The 21302-nt window shown below is 41.9% G+C and carries 17 protein-coding genes; 3 read left to right on the plus strand and 14 right to left on the minus strand.

Annotation, left to right across the window (positions count from 1 at the left end; all coding sequences use genetic code 11):
• Positions 1 to 141: 141 nt before the first annotated feature.
• The 4 genes from QM959_RS00905 to QM959_RS00920 form a co-directional block, all read right to left on the minus strand.
• Positions 142 to 504 carry a TIGR02328 family protein gene (locus QM959_RS00905; protein WP_414370793.1) on the minus strand — a complete coding sequence of 121 codons (363 nt, stop codon included), beginning with the start codon at positions 502 to 504 and terminating at the stop codon, positions 142 to 144.
• Positions 488 to 892, minus strand: coding sequence for a YbgA family protein (locus tag QM959_RS00910; RefSeq protein WP_414370795.1), 405 nt, complete (start codon positions 890 to 892; stop codon positions 488 to 490). Before QM959_RS00910 ends, QM959_RS00905 begins: the two co-directional genes overlap by 17 nt.
• A 211-nt stretch (positions 893 to 1103) precedes the next feature.
• Positions 1104 to 2972, minus strand: coding sequence for a P-loop NTPase fold protein (locus tag QM959_RS00915; RefSeq protein ID WP_247924003.1), 1869 nt, complete (start codon positions 2970 to 2972; stop codon positions 1104 to 1106).
• 245 nt (positions 2973 to 3217) lie between these two features.
• On the minus strand, positions 3218 to 5863 hold the full coding sequence (locus tag QM959_RS00920) for a DEAD/DEAH box helicase family protein (protein WP_414370797.1): 2646 nt from the start codon (positions 5861 to 5863) through the stop codon (positions 3218 to 3220).
• 136 nt (positions 5864 to 5999) lie between these two features.
• Between QM959_RS00920 and QM959_RS00925 the strand changes: the two genes are divergently transcribed.
• A complete protein-coding gene (locus QM959_RS00925) occupies positions 6000 to 6617 on the plus strand; it encodes a TVP38/TMEM64 family protein (RefSeq protein WP_050223185.1) in 618 nt (205 codons plus the stop codon).
• A 42-nt stretch (positions 6618 to 6659) separates the two neighbouring features.
• On the opposite strand, the gene scrK is transcribed toward QM959_RS00925, so the two are convergent.
• Both scrK and QM959_RS00935 read right to left on the minus strand, forming a co-directional pair.
• Positions 6660 to 7547: a fructokinase ScrK gene (gene scrK / locus QM959_RS00930; protein WP_414370800.1), complete on the minus strand. Its 888-nt coding sequence runs from the start codon at positions 7545 to 7547 to the stop codon at positions 6660 to 6662.
• 149 nt (positions 7548 to 7696) lie between these two features.
• Complete coding sequence (locus QM959_RS00935) at positions 7697 to 9580, minus strand: sucrose-specific PTS transporter subunit IIBC (protein ID WP_414370801.1); 1884 nt, start codon at positions 9578 to 9580, stop codon at positions 7697 to 7699.
• A 379-nt stretch (positions 9581 to 9959) separates the two neighbouring features.
• Between QM959_RS00935 and QM959_RS00940 the strand changes: the two genes are divergently transcribed.
• Together QM959_RS00940 and QM959_RS00945 are read left to right on the plus strand one after the other, a co-directional pair.
• Positions 9960 to 11414, plus strand: coding sequence for a sucrose-6-phosphate hydrolase (locus QM959_RS00940; protein WP_414370803.1), 1455 nt, complete (start codon positions 9960 to 9962; stop codon positions 11412 to 11414).
• Positions 11395 to 12360 (plus strand): LacI family DNA-binding transcriptional regulator, encoded by a 966-nt coding sequence (locus tag QM959_RS00945; RefSeq protein ID WP_414370805.1) that lies wholly within the window; start codon positions 11395 to 11397, stop codon positions 12358 to 12360. The genes QM959_RS00940 and QM959_RS00945 overlap by 20 nt, the downstream gene beginning before the upstream one ends.
• A gap of 189 nt (positions 12361 to 12549) precedes the next feature.
• Here the strand turns inward: QM959_RS00945 and QM959_RS00950 are convergent, their stop codons facing one another.
• From QM959_RS00950 to fmt, 8 genes are all read right to left on the minus strand, one after another.
• The gene (locus tag QM959_RS00950; protein WP_414370807.1) at positions 12550 to 13824 is read right to left on the minus strand and encodes a hydroxymethylglutaryl-CoA reductase, degradative; all 1275 of its coding nucleotides are present in this window, start codon (positions 13822 to 13824) and stop codon (positions 12550 to 12552) included.
• Positions 13824 to 14996 carry a hydroxymethylglutaryl-CoA synthase gene (locus tag QM959_RS00955; protein ID WP_414370808.1) on the minus strand — a complete coding sequence of 391 codons (1173 nt, stop codon included), beginning with the start codon at positions 14994 to 14996 and terminating at the stop codon, positions 13824 to 13826. Before QM959_RS00955 ends, QM959_RS00950 begins: the two co-directional genes overlap by 1 nt.
• Positions 14997 to 15109: 113 nt before the next feature.
• Positions 15110 to 15559 (minus strand): threonine/serine exporter family protein, encoded by a 450-nt coding sequence (locus tag QM959_RS00960; RefSeq protein WP_000176932.1) that lies wholly within the window; start codon positions 15557 to 15559, stop codon positions 15110 to 15112.
• Between the two features lies 1 nt (position 15560).
• Positions 15561 to 16319, minus strand: coding sequence for a threonine/serine exporter family protein (locus tag QM959_RS00965; RefSeq protein WP_414370810.1), 759 nt, complete (start codon positions 16317 to 16319; stop codon positions 15561 to 15563).
• Positions 16320 to 16407: 88 nt separating this feature from the next.
• Positions 16408 to 18309, minus strand: coding sequence for a Stk1 family PASTA domain-containing Ser/Thr kinase (gene pknB / locus QM959_RS00970; protein WP_414370811.1), 1902 nt, complete (start codon positions 18307 to 18309; stop codon positions 16408 to 16410).
• Entirely contained in the window at positions 18306 to 19046 is a 741-nt protein-coding gene (locus QM959_RS00975) for a Stp1/IreP family PP2C-type Ser/Thr phosphatase (RefSeq protein ID WP_414370813.1), read from the minus strand. Before QM959_RS00975 ends, pknB begins: the two co-directional genes overlap by 4 nt.
• 14 nt (positions 19047 to 19060) lie before the next feature.
• Positions 19061 to 20374: a 16S rRNA (cytosine(967)-C(5))-methyltransferase RsmB gene (rsmB, locus tag QM959_RS00980; protein ID WP_414370815.1), complete on the minus strand. Its 1314-nt coding sequence runs from the start codon at positions 20372 to 20374 to the stop codon at positions 19061 to 19063.
• The gene (gene fmt, locus QM959_RS00985; RefSeq protein WP_414370817.1) at positions 20367 to 21302 is read right to left on the minus strand and encodes a methionyl-tRNA formyltransferase; all 936 of its coding nucleotides are present in this window, start codon (positions 21300 to 21302) and stop codon (positions 20367 to 20369) included. The genes rsmB and fmt overlap by 8 nt, the downstream gene beginning before the upstream one ends.

The following is a 21302-nucleotide window of genomic DNA, read 5'->3' on the forward strand; positions in this document are numbered from 1 at the left end:
TTATTTGAAGTACAAAAAAAGATTTGGAGAAGATTCCCCAAATCCTTTGATAAACAATGATTAACAGATTTTCAAGATAGCCCTGTTCATAGTCAAACTTGATTAAACTGAGAATTGCCTATGGCTTGTTATTAGAAAAGACTATAGGTCTATCCCCTTCTCTCGGAGATTAGCCAGACACTCCTCATAGTAGGCATTGTCATGCTCACTATAGATTGGACTTTTCAGCTTTTCCTCTGCTAAGTTTTCATAAGGAGGGCAGGTCTTTCCACGATAGTTCTTATCCAGCCACTCTGGACTGACATTATAGCCACGGCCAGCCATCTCCTCCATGATCAAGCGGTGATAGGCATATAGACGATAGGGCGAGTGGGTAAAGACATAGTCAACCGTCGCATGCTTTCTGCCCCAGCCATTCCCACGCAGGGCACAGCACTCTCGATGTTGCCCCAAAAGCTGAGGACGGGGAAGTTGTGAAATCAAAGCCTCATGCCAAAGTCTCATGGGAGTCTCCTTTCAGCAAGGTCGAATGTTGCAAGTAACTATTTGGATAGCGATCAAGCAAGTCTCTAGTTCTAGCAATCAAGTCCTCCTTAGAGGCTTGACCAAAGCGGTAGCGATCCAGCAAAAGCATATAGTCTTTGCGCTCATCAAGACTGGCTTGCTTTTTAAAATAGCCCCAAATATGCTGAAAGGCATTGCAAACCTGACCCCTGTGTTCTGGAATCTGGCAGGCACAGTCAATCATCTCTTGAACATGACTCAACTCCACCACTTCTTGCTTGAGATACTGGCGAATCTCCTTGTAAATATTGCTGGAATGGCTCAAAACAAGGTATTTATTTTCCGCCCAGAGTTGCTGACAAAGGGCACGTTGGTTGGTATTTTCCATATTTCTCCTTACTTTCTACTAGTTCCCAGGAAATACGGAAACAAAGTTGTATCTAAAACTCTTTCAAAAATGTATTATTACTCCTATTTTATCATAATTCTATAAAAACCACTCGACCTGAGTAGAGCAAGTAATTTTTATAGAAAATGCTAATTTAGTGTAACGGTAAGAAATAAGCAATAAACTAGAAAAATACCCAAATTTTAAAATCCTAATCCCTGCGTCTATGTTCTCCATCTATTTTCTCATCAAATGTGAATCCTTTTGATTCCAGCTGATCAAGTTTCAGGCGAATCTTTTTAATAACATCCTCCCTATAATCTTCAAAATCATGTGGTGGTTCAAAAGTGTATTTACCTATCCAAAGAGTATAGATCATATTTTCTGGGATAATATCAAAATCAAAATAATTCTCATCAGTAGATAGAATCCCTTGAAATTTCCAAAATGATAAAAATTCCTTATCTCCAAAACAATCTATCGCATTCCATATACTACTATCCCATTTCTTAAATTGCCCAAATTTATTAACCGCACTTAGATAGGTCAATAGGAAGAAATCTTTCCGATTTAGCTTGGCAAAATTTTCATTATTAATCTCTAATTTTGTATAGTGAAGTCCCAAATCATGGAAGCTAAGTACTCTATGCTTTTCCATAAAATAAATGATTTCAGACTGGTCTAAACCTTCTTTCCTAAGAATAGTTTCCCAAAAATTTACAATCCTAGCTATTGTTTCCTTGCTTAAAGGAGTATTTCTCTCATATCTAGGGATTTCTTCATTCAATTTTTCTTCAACAATATAGTCCATTGCAGAGCTATTATAAGATTTCAGAGATTCCTGTATAGTAATACGTAGTAGTTTAGCTTTCTGAATTTCAGAAAAAGATTTATATTCGCTTGAGAGATATTGATAAAAATCTTTGTTATAGTTTGCCTCTCTTAGTTCTCTGGATAATTCATTACTGTCTGTTTCAAGTAATGTATTAAATTCCTCTTTTGTATGATTTAGAGGTTCTTCATAGAGAAAATAGGCTGGTTTATTCTTTTTATAGTTCGGTGGATATTGGTTATGGTCTGATTGCTGAATGTCAGATAATATTTCCTGTATGCTTCGCCCAAACTTGAAAATCTCTGTAAAACTTGTTTCTTCATCATCCTTAACTTTTATTTCTTCGTTCTTTAATAGTTGTTTATATAATTCAGGATAAAAAAGATAAGCGTAGATAATCCAAAGTTGCTGTTCTTCTTGAACATGTTCAAACTTCTTCCTTGAAAAGAATTCTTGATTGACATAGTCATTAAAATGATTACGATCTCGCAAATTTCTGTTTTCAAAGCTAAACCTTCTCCAAAAATCATCTGACAAACTCGTATTGAGTTTTTTACTTAACAACTCAAAATAATCTTGCCAAATATTTGATGGGTGAAGAACAAATGGTAGTTCTATCCGTCTATCAATAATTTTAGAGAGGAAATTATTGTCGTTAAGATGCACTTTCTCAATATCTCCAACAAAAACAATTGGAATCTTGCCATTAAGCAAGCTAAAAATTTTATAACTCTCCTCTTGTTGTTTGTTAGACATTCGATCAAAATCATCAATAACTAATACTTTTCGAGATAATGATAGACATTTAGAAGTTAGTAAACAACTGTAAAAACCATCTGATTTGATTTTAAAAAATTGATAGATTGCTACTAATAAAACAATACTCCCAATAATTAATTTAACACAAAAAGATTCAAAAAAAGAACTTAAACCCAAATCAACTACATTAGTCATTAAGATAGAAACTGCGACACATAAAACTATGAAAATCCTTAAAAGGCTATATACCAACGGGTGTAATTTTGAAAAAACAATCTCAATCGTTGAGCGGTTATCGCTTAATCTCCAAAAGTCTATCGTAACTAATTTTTTATTAGTATTCTTACCAACTTCAACTAGAAATTCTGTTTTTCCAGAACCCCAGTTCCCATTTAAGAAATAAGTTTTATTTTCTTCAAGTAATTTAGCAACATTTTTAGCTGCTACTGAAGTATCAATGTGCTTTAATGTAATAAATCTATCATCCATAGTATTTCTTTCTAAAAAACAAAATATTTCATAGCGCCTACTTTTATAAAAATTATACCACGAATCCACCAAAAAACGCCTTTAGATAATAATATATCTACAGACGTTTATTTTTATCCTGCCACTGTTCTCGCTTCTTCTACTTTTACTTTTTTCTCCTTCTTATTGGAACCAGTCAATCGTTTCTTACTGTCTCTATTTGTGTTTATCTTTTAAGAAAATTTATTTATATATTGTGATTTTTTCTATTTCAAGGCACTTTTGACCTTTTTCTTGGTGATGATGCGGTCGTTTTTGTTGGCTAGGGATTTGAGTCTGGCTTCGAGCAGGATTTTTCTGCCTGCTTCGTTGCGGGTGTAGACTAACTGGTAATCACCTAGCTGAGGTGCGATTGCGTCTAGAAAGAGCTGAGCTTCTTCCTTGCGCTTTTCAAAGAGGCTAGGAACTACAAAATACTTGGATTGACCTTCTGGTGCTTTTTTTGCTACTAAGAGGTAGCGTTGATTGTCCACGGGAGCAAAGAATTCGCCCAAGGTCTGAGAGAAGAGCTCCTTATCTCGCATACTGCCACCTTTTAGATAGGCAAAAACGCAATAGCTATCCTTATCTTCTTCCACCTGCACGCGCGACTGATCATCGGAAAGATGCCCCATCTTTAGCATGGCATTACGAATACCTTCACCCACCTGACGTAGGCGTACATAAGGACTCTTGTAAAAGAAATAACGGACCAAAGCAATAGTAAGCAAAACAAGACTAATAGTCGTTAACCAAGCAAGACGAATACCATTTGTTTTAAAAAGATAGAGGAGGAGATTAACTGCAATCAGTAAGAAAGAATAGCGAACCCACTTTTCAGCATCCGCTAGGGCAAGCAGAGGGATTCGTTTACTGTCAGTCGCTACTTCATTGACAATCTCAATCTTGTCAGCAACGATGAGAGATTCCTGCCATTTTTTACGAAGGGAGGCACGATCCTTGGATAGTTCCATGATTTTCTCGTTGTAGTCTTCGAGTTTCTTTTTCTTAAATGGAAACTCAGGGAAGTTCAAGCGATCCAGACCTGTTTCGATGGTATCTTCCTTATAGGACAAGCCAAGGAAGTGGTCCATACGTCGGGCTAGGGTGTGCAGGTCCTGATATGGATTGAGGTCTTGTTCTTCTTGATTTTCATTAGAAAAGGCTGGATTTTTGTAAGGTTTGATGGCTACTAGGTGCCAGATATTGCTGGTCTTATCTGGATGTCCTGGCCAGATACGGATAGCACGGCCTCGCATCTGATTACTCAGCATAAAGCTTCCGACAAAACTTCCTAGGATGAGAGAATTGACGCAAGGCGCATCCCATCCTTCTCCCAAGAGAGACTTGGTTCCGACCAAGACCTGGATAGAACCACGTTGGAAGAGCTCGGTCACTGCTGCGACCATCCCCTTAAAGCTAGATGGAAAGCCTACTTGGAGATAAGCACCTTGATCGAGTTTTCCAATGGCAGAGAAGCTTAAGCTAGTGTTTGGAATGAGGGCTTGAAGTTCTCCCTTGACACTAGCCGGTATGATCACGACACTACCAGAAAGGACTGCTATAGGGACAGACAAGCCTTGTTTTTGTGCACTTCTGCGAATGGTTTCAAAGTAAGGGAGGACACCTAATTGCGTGATTGGTGCTTGGTCATCTCCCAGATAACTGGAAAAGTCCTTGCGAATATAGTCCGCCAAGACTAACTGTCTCAAGTCCTGACCTAGACTAGCATACTCGGTTTCAAAGATAGATACGATGCCAGCCAGTTTTCCTAGAGATTGATTGAGGATTTGGTCATTGGCCTTGGATTTGACCAAGAAGACCTGACGTTTTTCAATCAATCCTCTTGATTTCAACTCAGCTTCTATCTTTTTCTTTGTCTCCTGTGGATACTCATACCAGTCGGGTGTCTGATAGAGAAGGCCTTGCAAGAGGACTTCGAGCCAGTAGTAATTAAGAGCAGGCAAGCCTTCAGCTCCTAGTAAATCTCGTAGATGCTTGGGAATTTCCAGTTTTTGAGCCTGTAAATAAATAAGGAGGGCTGAAAGATACTTGGGATCTTCAAGGAGCATATCCGCAGAGATTTCCCCTTTGAGAACCTTGGAACTCTTAATCAACTCTTGAAAATCAGGATCAACGACTAGTTGGCTGACATACTGCCACTTGGTATCCTCAAATTCTTCCAGTTTCTTGTCTTCTTCCTTGGTCGGAAAACAGATATAGACAAAGTCCTGGTGAGGGCAGAGGGTGTCTTCCTTGACTAGTTCTGGCACCGTGATTTCTTGGTCGATTTCGCCACACATCTGGAGATAGCGTTCCCAGAGTTCTGGCTCACTGTCATAAGGCGGTGTTGCTGTGAGAGAGATGACTTGCAGTTGTTGGTAATTTTTACGGAAATCTTCTAGGCTTTTCCACCATTCATTTCTCAAGTGATGGCATTCATCCAAACAGAGGGTTTCAACGCCTTTTTCCTTAAGTCTAGCAAGCAGGTCAAAGCCGACAAAGTCTTCAACCTCGCCATTATCTTCTTGAGATTGTACCTGTTGCATGGCACTGTGAAAAGCTTGATAGGTGGCGATGGTGATTTGCTTCATATCCTTGAGATTTTGAGACACGAGACTTGTGACCTGGTCCTCATCCTCTAAAAAGGCCTGACGAATCCTGTCCACCCATTGTTCCCGAATGGTAACAGTTGGCACCAAAACTAGAGCTGGCTTATCAAAGCGGGCAATCAACTCGATACCAATGGTTGTTTTCCCAGAACCTGGTGCTGCCACCAAGTGGACATGGCCATCTGCTTGGTATTCCTGAAAGTTGTCCAAGACTTGTTTTTGGTAGTTGCGCCAAGTACCATTAAACTTCAATCCTAACATGATTTTCCTCATTCTAAGCTGTCATTTTCTTATTCCCATTTTACCATACTTGAGACAAAGTCACACGAAGTATCCCGTGTAGTCTTTCTCCTCAAAATATGGTATAGTAGATTTATACTATCTATGAGGAGTTTACATGTCACAGGATAAACAAATGAAAGCTGTATCTCCCCTTCTGCAGCAAGTTATCAATATCTCATCGATTGTTGGTGGGGTTGGGAGTTTGATTTTCTGTATTTGGGCTTATCAGGCTGGGATTTTACAGTCTAAGGAAACCCTCTCTGCCTTTATTCAGCAAGCAGGTATCTGGGGACCACCTCTCTTTATCTTTTTACAGATTTTACAAACGGTCGTCCCTATCATTCCTGGGGCCTTGACCTCAGTGGCTGGGGTCTTTATCTACGGGCACATCATCGGGACTATCTACAACTATATCGGTATCGTGATTGGCTGCGCTATTATCTTTTATCTGGTGCGCCTCTATGGGGCTGCCTTTGTCCAGTCTGTCGTCAGCAAGCGCACCTACGACAAGTACATCGGTTGGTTGGATAAGGGCAATCGTTTTGACCGTTTCTTTATTTTTATGATGATTTGGCCCATTAGTCCCGCTGACTTTCTCTGTATGCTGGCTGCCCTGACCAAGATGAGCTTCAAGCGCTATATGACCATCATCGTTCTGACCAAGCCCTTTACCCTCGTAGTTTATACCTACGGTTTGACTTATATTATTGACTTTTTCTGGCAAATGCTTTGACACATAAAAAATCCGTTTGGTTTCCCAAGCGGATTTTGTGCTTTATTTTGCAACGCTCTTAGCAAGAACGAAGTTCCCCAGTGTAGCTGAACCATTGCCTGCAACAGCCGGTGTAACGATATAATCACGCACATCTGGCACTGGTAGGTAACCGTTGAGCAAAGATGTGAATTTCTCACGCACACGATCAAGCATGTGTTGTTGAGCCATAACTCCACCACCAAAGACGATCACGTCTGGTCGGAAAGTCACTGTCGCATTGACTGCAGCTTGAGCGATGTAGTAGGCTTGGACATCCCATACAGAGTTGTTAAGTTCGATATTTTCCCCACGAACACCTGTACGAGCTTCCAGACTTGGACCAGCTGCATAGCCTTCCAAACATCCATTATGGAAAGGACAAACTCCTTTAAATTCTTTTTCAATATCCATTGGGTGTCTAGCCACATAATAGTGACCCATTTCAGGGTGACCAACACCACCGATAAACTCACCACGTTGGATGACTCCTGCACCGATCCCTGTACCGATTGTGTAGTAAACCAAGTTTTCGATACGGCCACCAGCATTGTTACGGGCAACCACTTCACCGTAGGCAGAGCTGTTTACGTCTGTAGTGAAGTACATTGGCACGTTGAGGGCGCGGCGAAGAGCACCAAGTAAGTCCACATTTGCCCAGTTTGGTTTTGGAGTCGTTGTGATAAAGCCATAGGTTTTTGAGTTTTTGTCAATATCAATCGGACCAAATGAACCAACTGCAAGACCAGCAAGATTATCGAATTTTGAGAAAAACTCGATGGTTTTATCGATTGTTTCGATTGGAGTTGTTGTTGGAAATTGTGTTTTTTCTACAACGTTAAAGTTTTCATCACCGACAGCACAGACAAACTTTGTACCGCCCGCTTCCAAGCTCCCATATAATTTTGTCATGATAAACCTCTTGTTTTTATTTTCTTTATTATAGCATATTTCGAAAGTCTAAATTTCTCTATTTTTTAGATTTTCCTCTGTAAATCTTACCATTCAAGCAAAAACGAACAAACATGTCATTTGTTCGTTTTCACTTTAGAGAGGATTGATTAGATTTTCACTTCGATCACAGCATCACCCTTCGCAACTGAACCTGTTGCTACTGGAGCTACTGAAGCGTAGTCAGCTGTGTTTGTAACGATAATCATTGTTGTATCATCAAGTCCAGCTGCAGCAATTTTGTTTGAGTCAAATGTTCCAAGAACATCGCCAGCTTTGACCTTGTCACCTTGAGCAACTTTTGCTTCAAAACCGTCACCGTTCATTGTTACAGTGTCGATACCAACGTGAATCAAAACTTCAGCACCATCGGTTGTTTTCAAACCAAAAGCGTGCCCTGTTGGAAAGGCGATTGAAACTTCAGCATCAGCTGGTGCATAGACCACACCTTGGCTAGGTTTCACAGCGATACCTTGTCCCATAGCTCCACTTGAGAAGACTGGGTCATTGACATCAGCAAGAGCAACAACATCACCAACGATAGGAGTGACAAGTGTTTCATTTTGAAGAGCAACAACATTTCCAGTAACTGCTTCTTCAACGAAGCGTTCTGTAGTAGTTCCTTCAGCAACCTCTACTTCATCTTCGTAACCAAACATGTAAGTAAGGGCAAAACCAAGGGCAAATGATACAGCTACCATAAGAAGGTATTGTGCAAGTTGTCCGTTACCAATGTAAAGCATTGTACCTGGGATGATTGTGATACCATTACCAGTACCAGCAAGACCAAGGATAGATGCCAATCCACCACCGATTGCACCAGCAATCAATGAAAGGAAGAATGGTTTACGGAAACGCAAGTTAACCCCGAAGATAGCAGGCTCAGTAATACCTAGGAAGGCAGAAAGAGCAGCTGGGAAAGCAAGTGTTTTAAGTTTAGGATTTTTAGTTTTCACACCAACGGCTACAGTCGCAGCACCTTGAGCAGTCATGGCAGCTGTGATGATAGCGTTAAATGGGTTAGCATGGTCAGCAGCAAGCAATTGAACTTCAAGCAAGTTGAAGATGTGGTGAACACCTGATACGACGATTAATTGGTGAACTCCACCAATCAAGAAACCACCAAGTCCGAATGGCAAGTTAAGAATTGCTTTAGTTCCAATGAGAATGTAGTTTTCAACAACGTGGAAGACTGGTCCGATAACAAACAATCCAAGAATTGACATTACAAGGAGTGTTACAAACGGTGTTACCAAGAGATCAAGTACATCTGGAACAACCTTACGAACTGCTTTTTCAAACTTAGCTCCGACAACCCCGATGATGAAGGCTGGAAGAACTGAACCTTGCAAACCTACAACTGGGATAAATCCGAAGAACTGCATTGCAGTTACTTCACCACCAGACGCAACAGCCCAGGCATTTGGAAGTGAACCAGAAACGAGCATCATACCAAGAACGATACCAACAGCTGGGTTACCACCGAATACACGGAAAGTTGACCAAACAACCAAACCTGGCAAGATAATAAAGGCAGTGTCTGTCAAGATCTGAGTATAAGTTGTCACATCTTCTGGAAGTGTCATTCCAAGAGCAGTCAAGAGACCACGAACACCCATGAAGAGACCAGTTGCTACGATAACTGGAATGATTGGAACGAAGACGTCACCGAAAGTACGGATGGCACGTTGGAACCAATTTCCTTGTTTAGCAGCTTCTGCTTTCATTTCAGCTTTTGTTGAAGTTGGCAAACCAAGGGCTACGACTTCATCGTACATCTTGTTTACTGTACCAGTACCAAAGATGATTTGGTATTGACCTGAGTTAAAGAAAGCACCTTGAACTTTTTCCAAGCTCTCGATAGCATCTTTGTTAATTTTCGCTTCATCTTTAACCATGACACGAAGGCGAGTCGCACAGTGCGCAACACTGTTAACGTTCTCACGTCCGCCTAAGGCTTCGATGACTCTTTTTGCAATTTCTGTATTCGTCATTTGCAAAAATCTCCTTATAAAAAATTTGTAAAATGTTTGAAAGCGATTTTATCCGCCCTACGAATATTATTCTATCACGTTTAAAAAATATGTCAAGCGTTTTGCAGAAAAAATATTTGTTTCTTAGAGTAAGGTCTTTTGTTTTGATAGATTGTGAGAGTTTTATGAAAGTGTTCTTTAAAAAAATAGTTTAAAATCTGAGTTAAAAAGGATTTTGTTTCACTTTCTTTCAATTTTCTGTAGATAGATGACTGATTTCCTGCTTTTATTTTATGATAAACGTTTGACAGTTTTTTCTCTTTTTTAACATAAAAGGCTTGCATTTTTTATCGAAAACGGTTACTATTAAAAGTGATAAGATTTTCGGAGGAATGAATGAATGGAATGGACAACTGAGCGTCGTTACAGACTTTATCAAGATTGGACGCAAGAAGAAATTCAACATATAAAGGAAAATATGGCACAATCTCCATGGCATACTCATTACCATGTTGAGCCAAAAACAGGACTTCTCAACGACCCAAATGGCTTTTCTTACTTTGATGGCAAGTGGATTGTTTTTTACCAGAACTTCCCTTTTGGTGCAGCCCACGGCTTAAAATCTTGGGTTCAGCTTGAAAGTGATGATTTGGTTCACTTTAGAGAAACCGGAGTCAAAGTTTTGCCTGATACTCCATTAGATAGCCACGGTGCTTACTCTGGTTCTGCCATGCAGTTTGGCGATAACTTGTTCCTATTTTATACAGGAAATGTCCGTGATGAAAACTGGATCCGTCACCCGTACCAGATTGGGGCTTTGATGGATAAAGATGGCAAGATTAGCAAGATTGACAAGATCTTGATTGACCAGCCTGCTGACTCAACTGACCACTTCCGCGATCCGCAAATTTTTAACTTTAAGGGTCAATACTATGCTATCGTCGGTGGACAGGACTTAGAGAAAAAAGGCTTCGTCCGTCTCTACAAGGCTGTCGATAATGACTATACAAACTGGCAAGCAGTTGGCGACCTTGACTTTGCTAACGACCGTACTGCCTACATGATGGAATGCCCAAATCTGGTCTTTGTAGGGGAGCAACCTGTCCTCCTCTACTGTCCACAAGGATTGGATAAGAAAGTTCTAGACTACGATAATATCTATCCAAATATGTATAAGATTGGGGCTTCCTTTGACCCTGAAAATTCCAAAATGGTAGATGTGTCTCAACTTCAAAACATGGATTATGGTTTCGAAGCCTATGCAACTCAAGCCTTCAACGCTCCTGACGGACGTGCTCTAGCAGTTAGCTGGCTTGGTTTACCAGATGTTTCTTACCCATCTGACCGTTTTGACCACCAAGGAACCTTCTCTTTGGTCAAAGAACTCACTATCAAAGACGGTAAACTCTACCAATACCCAGTCGCAGCTATCAAGGACCTTCGTGCTTCTGAAGAGATGTTCTCAAATCGTGCTCAAACCAAGAACACATACGAACTCGAACTCAACTTAGAAGCCAATAGTCAGAGCGAGATTGTCTTACTTGCTGACAAAGAAGGCAAGGGACTTTCCATCAACTTTGACCTTGTAAATGGTCAAGTGACAGTGGATCGTAGCCAAGCTGGTGAACAGTACGCCCAAGAATTTGGTACAACTCGTTCTTGCCCAATCGACAATCAGGCCACTACTGCCACGATTTTCATCGATAACTCTGTCTTTGAAATTTTCATCAACAAAGGAGAAAAAGTATTTTCTGGTCGTGTCTTCCCACATGCAGACCAAAATGGTATCCTGATCAAATCTGGAAACCCAACTGGAACTTACTATGAATTAGATTATGGTCGCAAAACTAACTGATGTCGCCAAACTTGCAGGCGTCAGCCCTACTACCGTTTCTCGGGTTATCAATAAAAAAGGCTATCTCTCTGAGAAAACCATCCAAAAAGTCAATGAAGCCATGCGGGAATTGGGCTATAAACCCAACAACCTAGCTCGTAGTCTGCAAGGAAAATCAGCTAAGTTAATCGGTTTGATTTTCCCAAATATTTCCAACGTTTTCTATGCAGAATTGATTGATAAATTGGAACATCAACTCTTCAAGAATGGTTACAAGGCCATCATCTGCAACAGCGAACACGATTCTGAGAAGGAACGCGAATACATCGAAATGTTAGAAGCCAATCAGGTAGACGGCATCATTTCTGGCAGTCACAACTTGGGAATTGAAGACTACAATCGTGTAACAGCGCCGATTATTTCCTTTGACCGAAACCTGTCACCAGATATTCCTGTTGTCTCGTCTGACAACTATGCTGGTGGGGTCCTAGCCGCCCAGACCTTGGTCAAGACAGGCGCCCAGTCTATCATCATGATTACAGGGAATGACAATTCTAATTCACCAACTGGACTACGCCACGCTGGTTTTGCATCCGTACTCCCAAAAGCTCCTATTATTAATGTTTCCAGTGACTTTTCTCCTGTCAGAAAAGAAATGGAAATCAAGAATATCTTAACTCGACAAAGACCAGATGCTATTTTTGCTTCGGATGATTTGACAGCTATTTTGGTTATCAAAATTGCTCAAGAACTGGGCATTTCTGTCCCAGAAGAGCTCAAGGTCATCGGCTATGATGGTACCTACTTTATCGAGAATTACTACCCTCATTTGACGACTGTGAAACAACCTATGGAAGAAATTGCCTGCCTCACTGTTGACCTCCTCTTGCAAAAGATCGAAGGCAAGGAAGTCGCAACAACAGGTTACTTTTTACCAGTTACATTATTGCCTGGAAAAAGTATTTAATACTCTTCGAAAATCTCTTCAAACCACGTCAGCGTCGCCTTACCGTAGATATATGTAACTGACTTCGTCAGTCTTATCTACAACCTCAAAGCAATGCTTTGAGCAACCTACGGCTAGCTTCCTAGTTTGCTTTTTGATTTTCATTGAGTATAAGTACAAGAAAACTCAGACTGATTTGTCTGAGTTTTTTTATGATCTTAAATTTTCGAGATAGCGCTGGGCTGTCTCTAGGTTAAAAGTTTTATCTGCGATGAGGCGCTCGACTAGAGGAGCTACCTCGGTTTCACTAGCACCTGCTAGGAGAGCTAAGGATTTGGCCTGCAATTTCATGTGGCCTTGCTGGATTCCTGTACTGACCAGAGCTTTCAGGGCCGCAAAGTTTTGGGCAAGCCCGGTAGACACGATAATCTGGGCTAATTCTTTGGCAGAAGGATTTCCCAGTAGTTCATGACTGAGAGCTACACGAGGATTGAGGCCGATAGAACCACCCTTAGTCGCTACAGGCATTGGCAGAGTCATTTCACCGATCAATTCTTCTCTTTCAAGGTCCAGTGTCCAGCGACTAAGACCTTGGTAGTGTCCATCTCGACTGACAAAGGCATGGGCCCCTGCTTCAATGGCACGCCAGTCATTACCAGTGGCAATCAAAATGGCATCAATACCATTAAAAATCCCTTTATTATGAGTAGCGGCTCGATAAGGGTCAGCCTGCGCAAACTGGCTAGCCAAAGCTATTTTCTCCGCAATTTCTCGTCCTTGATCCTTTTGGCGGCTCAAATAGCGAAAAGCGATGCGACAACTTGCTGTCACCAGAGAATCTGTCGCGTAATTAGACAGAATTCCCATGAGACTCTGTCCCTGACTGAGTTCTTCTAAGACGGGTTTCAAGGCCTCCAACATGGTGTTGAGCATATTGGCACCCATGGCTTCCTGGGTATCGACATGAAGATAAACAACAAGAAAGTCTGTTTCGCCTTTAATCTCTTCTACATGCAAATCACGCGCACCGCCTCCTCGTTTAACGATAGAAGGATAGGCTTGATTGGCAAGCTCCAAGAGTTCAGCTTTCTTACAGGTAATCTTCACTTGCGCTTGTTCAGGATTAGCAACTTGATAAAGGGCTACCTGTCCAATCATCTGACGCTGATGGACTTGTGCAGTAAAACCGCCTGCTCGCTTGATAATTTTACTGGCGTAGCTGGCCGCAGCAACCACAGATGGTTCTTCTGTCACATAGGGAACGGTGTAGTCCTGACCGTTGACAAGAACCTCCGGAACCAGCGAATAAGGCAGTGAAAAAGTTCCCACCACATTCTCACTCAGCTGGTCTGCAACAGTCACACCAATCTGTTCATCCTGCTCCAGACTCGCTTGTCTCTCAGGACTAAGGAGCGCCTGAGCTTTTAGTAGCTCGAGGCGCTCTTGGTATGATTTTTTAGAAAATCCATTCCAACTTATTTTCATTATTTTTCAACCTTGCTATAACGGCGTTGGTGGTCGAGAATTTCAACCAAGGCATAGTCTTGATTTTCATAACCTGCAAACTGGGCAGAGTTTGTTTCATTCAAGTCTATTTCCTCAAAGAAGACTTTTTCGTAGTCTGCAACAGATAAGGCAGTTCGTTGGTTGAGCTTGTTCAAGCGGTCTTTGTCTAGATAGGCTTCATAACCTTCAACCAATTCACCACTAAAGAACTCAGCCACGGCACCACTTCCGTAACTATAAAGGGCGATTTTATCCCCAGCTTTCAAGCTATCTGTATTTTCCAAAAGAGACAAAAGTCCAAGGAAAAGTGAACCTGTGTAGATATTCCCCACCTTTTGACTGTAGAGAATAGACTGGTCAAAATGCTTTTGCAAGAGGTCCTTTTTCTCTTGGGGCAGGCTCTTATCCATGATTTTTTTCAAGCCTTTTAGCGCTAATTTAGGGTAAGGCAAGTGGAAACAAATAGCAGCAAAATCATCCAAAGTAAGCTGGTAGCGTTTTTGGTATTCAAGCCATGTCGTTTTCAAACTATCCAAATATTGTTGGGTAGAATAGACACCATTTACATAAGGTGTTGTCGAGTAATTTGGTCGCCAGAAATCCATGATGTCACGGGTCTGAGCTACATTGTCATTATTAAAGGCCATAATGCGTGGATTTTGTGTAATCAACATAGCCACACTTCCAGCACCCTGAGTTGGTTCTCCTGGAGTTTCAATACCATATTTGGCAATATCACTAGCAATGACCAAGACTTTAGACTCTGGAGAATTTTCCACATGCAATTTGGCATAATGGAGGGCAGCAGTCGCTCCGTAGCAGGCTTCTTTAATCTCGAAACTACGCGCAAAGGGCTGGATACCCAGCAAACCATGCACAAAGACGGCCGCAGCCTTACTCTGGTCAATTCCTGACTCGGTAGCCACAATGACCATATCAATTTCTGCTCTTTCTTGCTCAGTTAAAATAGAGTCACTTGCACTGGCCGCCAAGGTCACGATGTCCTCAGTTAGGGGCGCAATACTCAATTCTTTGAGTAAGAGTCCTTTGCTTAATTTTTCAGGGTCAATTCCCCTCGCTTCTGCTAAGTCTTGTAATTTCAAGACATATTGACTGGTCGCAAAACCAATCTTATCAATACCGATTGTCATATTTACCTCTGTTTTATCATTCATTGTAAAAAATCGTTCTATACTATTTTATCACAAATGACAGTAAAAGAGAGAAAAAAGACTTGATTCACCAAATCAAGTCGCTTAGTAATCTAACTTTTATGCTGTTTTCGTAAGTAGGAGTAAAGTCTGAGAATCACTGTTCCACTAGCCATGCCAATGGAAATCACCAAAGCCAACATAACAACCAAGGTTGCACTAGCAATGGCGTGACTGTAATCCCCCGTCACAAAAAAGGCGGTTGTTCGATAGGAGAGATAACCCGGAACCAGAGGTGCCAAAATGGCCAAGATAAAGACCACAGCAGGTGTCTTATAAAGAATACTCAAAATCTGGCTGACACATGAACCGATAATGGCCGCAATGAAGGTAGCCACAATAACATTGGTTGGTTCCTTGAGCAAGAGATAGATTAGCCAGACAGCCATGCCCAAAATCCCTCCAGGTAAGAGCATGGAGCGTTGCACATTGAGTACGATTAAAAAGGTAATAATGGCAAGAAGACTTGCTACTGCTTGTAATAAAAAGGTTGTAAGTGTCATATCAGTTCATCAATACCAAGGCGACAGAAGTTCCTGCCCCTAAAGCGAGGGTAATGAGCAGGGATTCAAACATCTTACTCATACCAGAGTTTATGTGGTTGGTCATAATATCACGAACCGCGTTGGTCAAGGCAATCCCTGGTACAAAAGGCATGACCGCACCAGCTATAATCAAATCCGCTGTTGAAGGAAAGCCTGTGTAGCGAGCCCAAAACTGGGCTATCATCCCAAAGACAAAGGCTCCAGCAAAGGCTGTCACAAAAGGAATTCGGATAAACTTCTCCACATAGAGGGAAAAGGTAAAACCAAATAAGGTAGCCACTCCTGCCCCAAGTGCATCATAAATATTTCCACTAAACATAATTGAAAAGAAAGGAGCACTAAAGGTCGCAGCTAGAGTTACCTGCAGCTTGGTATAAGGAAGGGGTTGGACTTGCAAGGCTGTCAATTGCTTGAAGGCTTTCTCTAAATCAATCTTCCCCCCAACCAACTGTCGAGAAATCTGGTTCACATCGCAGACTTTTTCGATGTTATAAGAAGAGGAGGTCACGCGCTTCATGCGCGAAATATTGGTATTTTCAATGGAGAAAAAGATAGCGGCAGGCATGGCAAGAACATTGCAATCTACAATCCCCTGCGAATGCGCAATACGAATCATGGTATCTTCTACGCGATGAATCTCTGAACCACTTTTTAGGAGAATGGTTCCTGCTAGCATAATCACATCAATGACGGCATTTAATTCTCTTGATTCTTCCATGCTTTCCTCCTTTTATCAACTCCCTCTATTTTATCACAAATCTGGAGTCAAAAAAAATCTTTGCCATGAAATCATGACAAAGATTCGTTTAATCACGAGAATTTCCGTGGTTCCCTTCACTACTTGATTGAGTAGTAACAGGTGCATTCTCTCGTTGATTTCCTTGTTGGTTCCCCTGATTTGGTGTTGTAGTAGAACCTTGGTTTCCACGTTGGGCTGGTGCTGATGATGACGTTGACGGCGGTGTTTTTGGTTTGTAGATTGAAATCTTGACACGCGTATTAGTCAAATCAACCTTTTCACCTGCTTTTGGACTCTGTTCAACGACTGTACCTTCAGCAGTTCCAGCGGGAGCTGTCGACACTTCTACAACTTCAATATTGGCTTCTTTCACCCCAACAATTTGAATCAAGTTATTTTTAGTGAATTCAAGACTAGATCCTGTATAACTTGGCATGGCAACGCTAGTTACTTTCTTAGCAACGGTTAAGGTAATCGTTGAGGCCTTGCTCAAATCATAGGTTGTTCCGGCAGCTGGACTCTGTCTGAGAACAGTTCCTGCTTCACTCTCACTTGATTCTTCTTCCTCGATCTTGATGAGATTTTCAGGAACCTTCTTCTGCTTGAGTTCTGCGATAACATCTGTCGATTTACGGCCGATATAGTTACTCAATTGGAAAGATTGCTTACCTGATGAGACAACCAAATTGATTTTCGTTCCTTCTTTTCGACCAGTTCCAGCGTCAGGATCTGTACGAATAATCCGCCCTTCTTCCACCTTTTCACTAGCCTCTGATTTCTCCTCGCCAATCTCAAAATTGGCTTTCTTGAGAGTTTCCTTGGCCTCCGCAACTGTCTTACCTGCCACATCTGGAATAGCAATAGTTGCAGGAGTTCTGGATAGTATCCAAATCAGAGAGGCTGCCACCAAAACAATGCTGGCCAATAAAATCATATAACGAACTCTAAATTTCCGTTTCTTAACAGGCTTGGTTGCGTAATCGTCTTCTGAAACCTGCTGACTCGGCTTCGCAGTCTGTGGCTTCGGACTTTGTGTTTGTACCTTAGGAATCGAGGTCAAGGTACTCTGGGATACTTTTGGTAGAGTCTTGGTGTCTGCCTTAGTAGTATCATTAAATACCAGTTTAGGCTCATTGCGACGATTATAAGACAAGCTACTAGACAAGTCCACATACATCTCTGCAACTGACTGATAACGATCTGTCAATTTCTTGGCAGTTGCCTTGATAACAACATTTTCCAAAGCCTGAGGCACAGATGGATTTTCATCAATAACTGACGGTAGTGGTTTCTGGAAATGCTGGAGGGCGATAGTCACCGCACTATCCCCGTCATAAGGGATATGGCCTGTCAGCATCTCATAGAAAATAATCCCCATGGCATAGATATCACTCTGTACAGTCGCCTTAGAACCACGCGCCTGCTCTGGAGATAAATAATGAACCGAACCCAGCATTGAATTAGTCTGAGTCAAACTCGTCTCTGCAAAGGCTACCGCAATCCCAAAGTCTGTAACCTTGGCAGTTCCATCCGGAGTTAACAGAATGTTTTGAGGTTTTAAGTCACGATGGACAATACCTTTAGTGTGCGCCAAGCGCATAGCCAATAGGATTTGTCCCATAATACGGACAGCTTCTTCATTTGATAGGGGATAGTGTTCTTTGATATAGCGCTTGAGATCAAGACCGGCTACATATTCCATAGCCAGGTACTGTTGACCGTCCTCTTCGCCAATATCCGTTATCCGAACGATATGGGGATGATCTAAGTCAGCCATTGCACGCGCTTCACGCTGAAAACGAGCTACAGCTATCGGGTCCGTCTGGTAGTTGGTCCTCAGGACCTTCACTGCCACTTCTTCTCCGTCTAGAATCAAATCTTTGGCCAGGTAGACATCTGCCATACCTCCACGGCCAATTTGTTTGACAATCCGATACCGCCCGGCAAAAATCTTGCCGATCTGGATCATTGTGCCGCCTCCTCCTCAATAGAAACAAGGGCAACTGTGATGTTATCAAGCCCTCCGGCATTGTTTGCAAAACGAATCAAGGTCGCCGCTTTATCATCAAGTGAGATATCACTTGTGACAATATCACAGATTTCACTAGCTGAAATCATATTTGTCAGACCATCGCTATTGAGCAAGAGATAGTCTCCTGGCTCAAGGGTAATCATTCCAAAATCAGGCTGAATTTCATCTTTTTGACCGATAGATTGAGTAATAATATTCTTTTGTGGGTGACTAGCTGCTTCTTCTGGCGTCAATTGACCAGCTTTAAGCAATTCATTGACCAAGGAATGGTCGCTCGTTAACTGGTGGTACTCTTCCCCACGAATCAAACCAATACGAGAATCTCCAATGTGGGCATAGATAGCCTGATTGCCAATAATAGCAACAGCCTCAAGAGTTGTCCCCATTCCTTTATAGGCATCATCTTGTCCAAGTTGATGAATCTTTTGATTTTCAATTTCTAGGTAATGGGCAAACCATTCACGCACTCCATTGACTGTATCGATTTGGGTATCAACCCAAGCTATACCTAGATCTGTTACCGCCATTTCACTAGCGATATTCCCTGCGCGATGACCTCCCATACCATCAGCTAAAATAATCATGGTACGCCCAGCTCTATTGACATAGTGGTTGACATAGTCTTGGTTATTTGTTCGTTTCTGACCAACATCTGTTAATAATGAAATTTCCATGTGTCAGTTCCTTCCTAATCCGATATCTTACGAAATTGACTGATGAAGAATCCATCACTTCCATACAATTCAGGTGTAATGAGGATACAGCCGTCTTTCATGATATCCTTACATTCATGTTCTAGTTTTACCTGCTCAAATTCAGGATGACTTTCTAAAAATGCCTGTACGACTTGAAAGTTCTCTTCTGAGACGATAGTACAGGTACTATAAGTTATTATACCACCTTTGCCTAGTGTTTGACAAACACTACCTAATATTTCTAGCTGAATTTCCTGCAAGGACGCGAAATCTGCCGTTTCTTTATTGTATTTGATATCTGGTTTGCGGCGCAGAAGACCAATGCCTGAACAGGGAGCATCCACCAAAATCTTATCAAATGAATCCTGACCAAAAAACTCGTGCACTTTTCTGGCATCCAATTTTTGCGTTTGGACCCGATATGCAACTCCTAAACGCTCTGCATTTTCTTGGATTAAGTCCAACTTGTGGTCATACAAGTCCAGAGCAGTAACCTGACCTGTCGTGAGATAAGAGGCTATATGGGCTGTTTTTCCACCTGGAGCGGCACAGGCATCTAGAACCTTCTCTTCACCTTGTAAATCAAGCGTTGGAGCAACCAACTGGCTGGACTCGTCTTGGATAGTAATGGAACCATTCGCAAACAAATCATGGCCTGCAAAATTCCCTTGCTCTTTGACCAAACCTGTGGCTGACAACATGGAATCACTTGCACCGAGCAATTTTTTGATTTCCTCTTTTCGGTCAAGGTCTGTTACACGAATACTGGCCTTGTTTCGCACTAAGAGGCTTTCAAAAATAGCTTGCGCTCGTTCTTCACCATATTCTTCCTTGAGCTTAGAAACCAACCAAACTGGAAGAGAGTAGGCAATGGAATCACGCTTATTTTTACGCTTGATACTGGCAATATCTGGCAAGCCCTCACGCAAAATACGACGAAGAACAGCATTGACCAGTTTTTCACTACCCTTCTTACGAGATTTTGCAATTTCCACTGCCTCATTGACCACTGCATGGTCAGGAAGCTTATCCAAATATTGGAGTTGATAGGCACTCATGAGGAGAAGGACATAGAGCCAGCTGTCTAACTGGTCTCTGTCTTGGATAAAGTGGGATAGGTACCATTCCAGAGTCAGTTTACGGGCTACCGTTCCATAGACCAGCTCGGTCACCAAACCCTTGTCTGTTGCCGAAAGTTGACTCCCCTTGAGATGTTTATTTAAGGCAATATTTGAGTATGCTTGATTGACGAGAACATCCTCCAACACCTCCAAGGCTAAACTTCTAGCCGTTTCTACTTTAATCACCAAATCGTTCTCCCACAGTTAATGTACGTCCAACTCCATTGAGGAAGGAAGCAATGTCCATCTTAGGCTTACCCGCTGGCTGCACCTGTTTGAAAGATAGAGCTCCTTGAGCCGTTGCGACAATCAATTCTTTCTTACCAATAGAGAGGATTTCACCTGGATTTCCCTGGCCTTCTACTGGTAGGGCTTCATAAATCTTAAAGCGGTCACCTTTGAGAAAAGTATGGGCAACAGGCCATGGATTCATCCCACGGATTTGATTAAAGAGTTGACGATTGGTCTTGTTCCAGTCCAATTTTTCTTCCTCAGGTTTGATATTTGGTGAGAAAGTTACTTGGCTTGGATCCTGCGGTTCAGGTTGAATTTCCCCAGCAATATAGGCAGGCAAAGTGTCCAAAAGCAAATCACGACCAACTAGCGCCAATTTCTCAAACAAGGTACCGACATTGTCCTCATCCGTGATCGGAATACTGCGACGAGAAATCATATCCCCTGCATCCATTTCCTTAACCATCTCCATTATAGTCACACCAGCTTCCTCATCCCCTTGAATCAAGGCGTAATGGATAGGAGCACCACCACGGTGTTTAGGAAGAAGAGAAGCGTGAACATTGACCGCAAAGTCCATACTATCAAGGAGTTTACTTGGAAGAAACTGGCCAAAAGCAGCAGTCACAATTCCATCTGCTCCTAGCTTCATAATAGCTTCCATCTCTGGACTTCCAGATAATTTTTCAGGTTGATAAATAGGAAGGCCTGCTTCCTTGGCAGCCTGCTTGACTGGGGTTTCTTGGATCACTTTTTTACGACCAACAGCCCGGTCTGGCTGAGTTACAACCGCTACAATCTCATAGCGGTCATCTGTCAAAAGACCTTTTAAGACGGTTGCTGAAAAGTCGGGCGTCCCCATAAAAATTAGTTTTGTCAT

Origin of the sequence: Streptococcus mitis, from assembly GCF_047459985.1 — a bacterium.
Lineage (GTDB): Bacteria > Bacillota > Bacilli > Lactobacillales > Streptococcaceae > Streptococcus > Streptococcus mitis_DZ.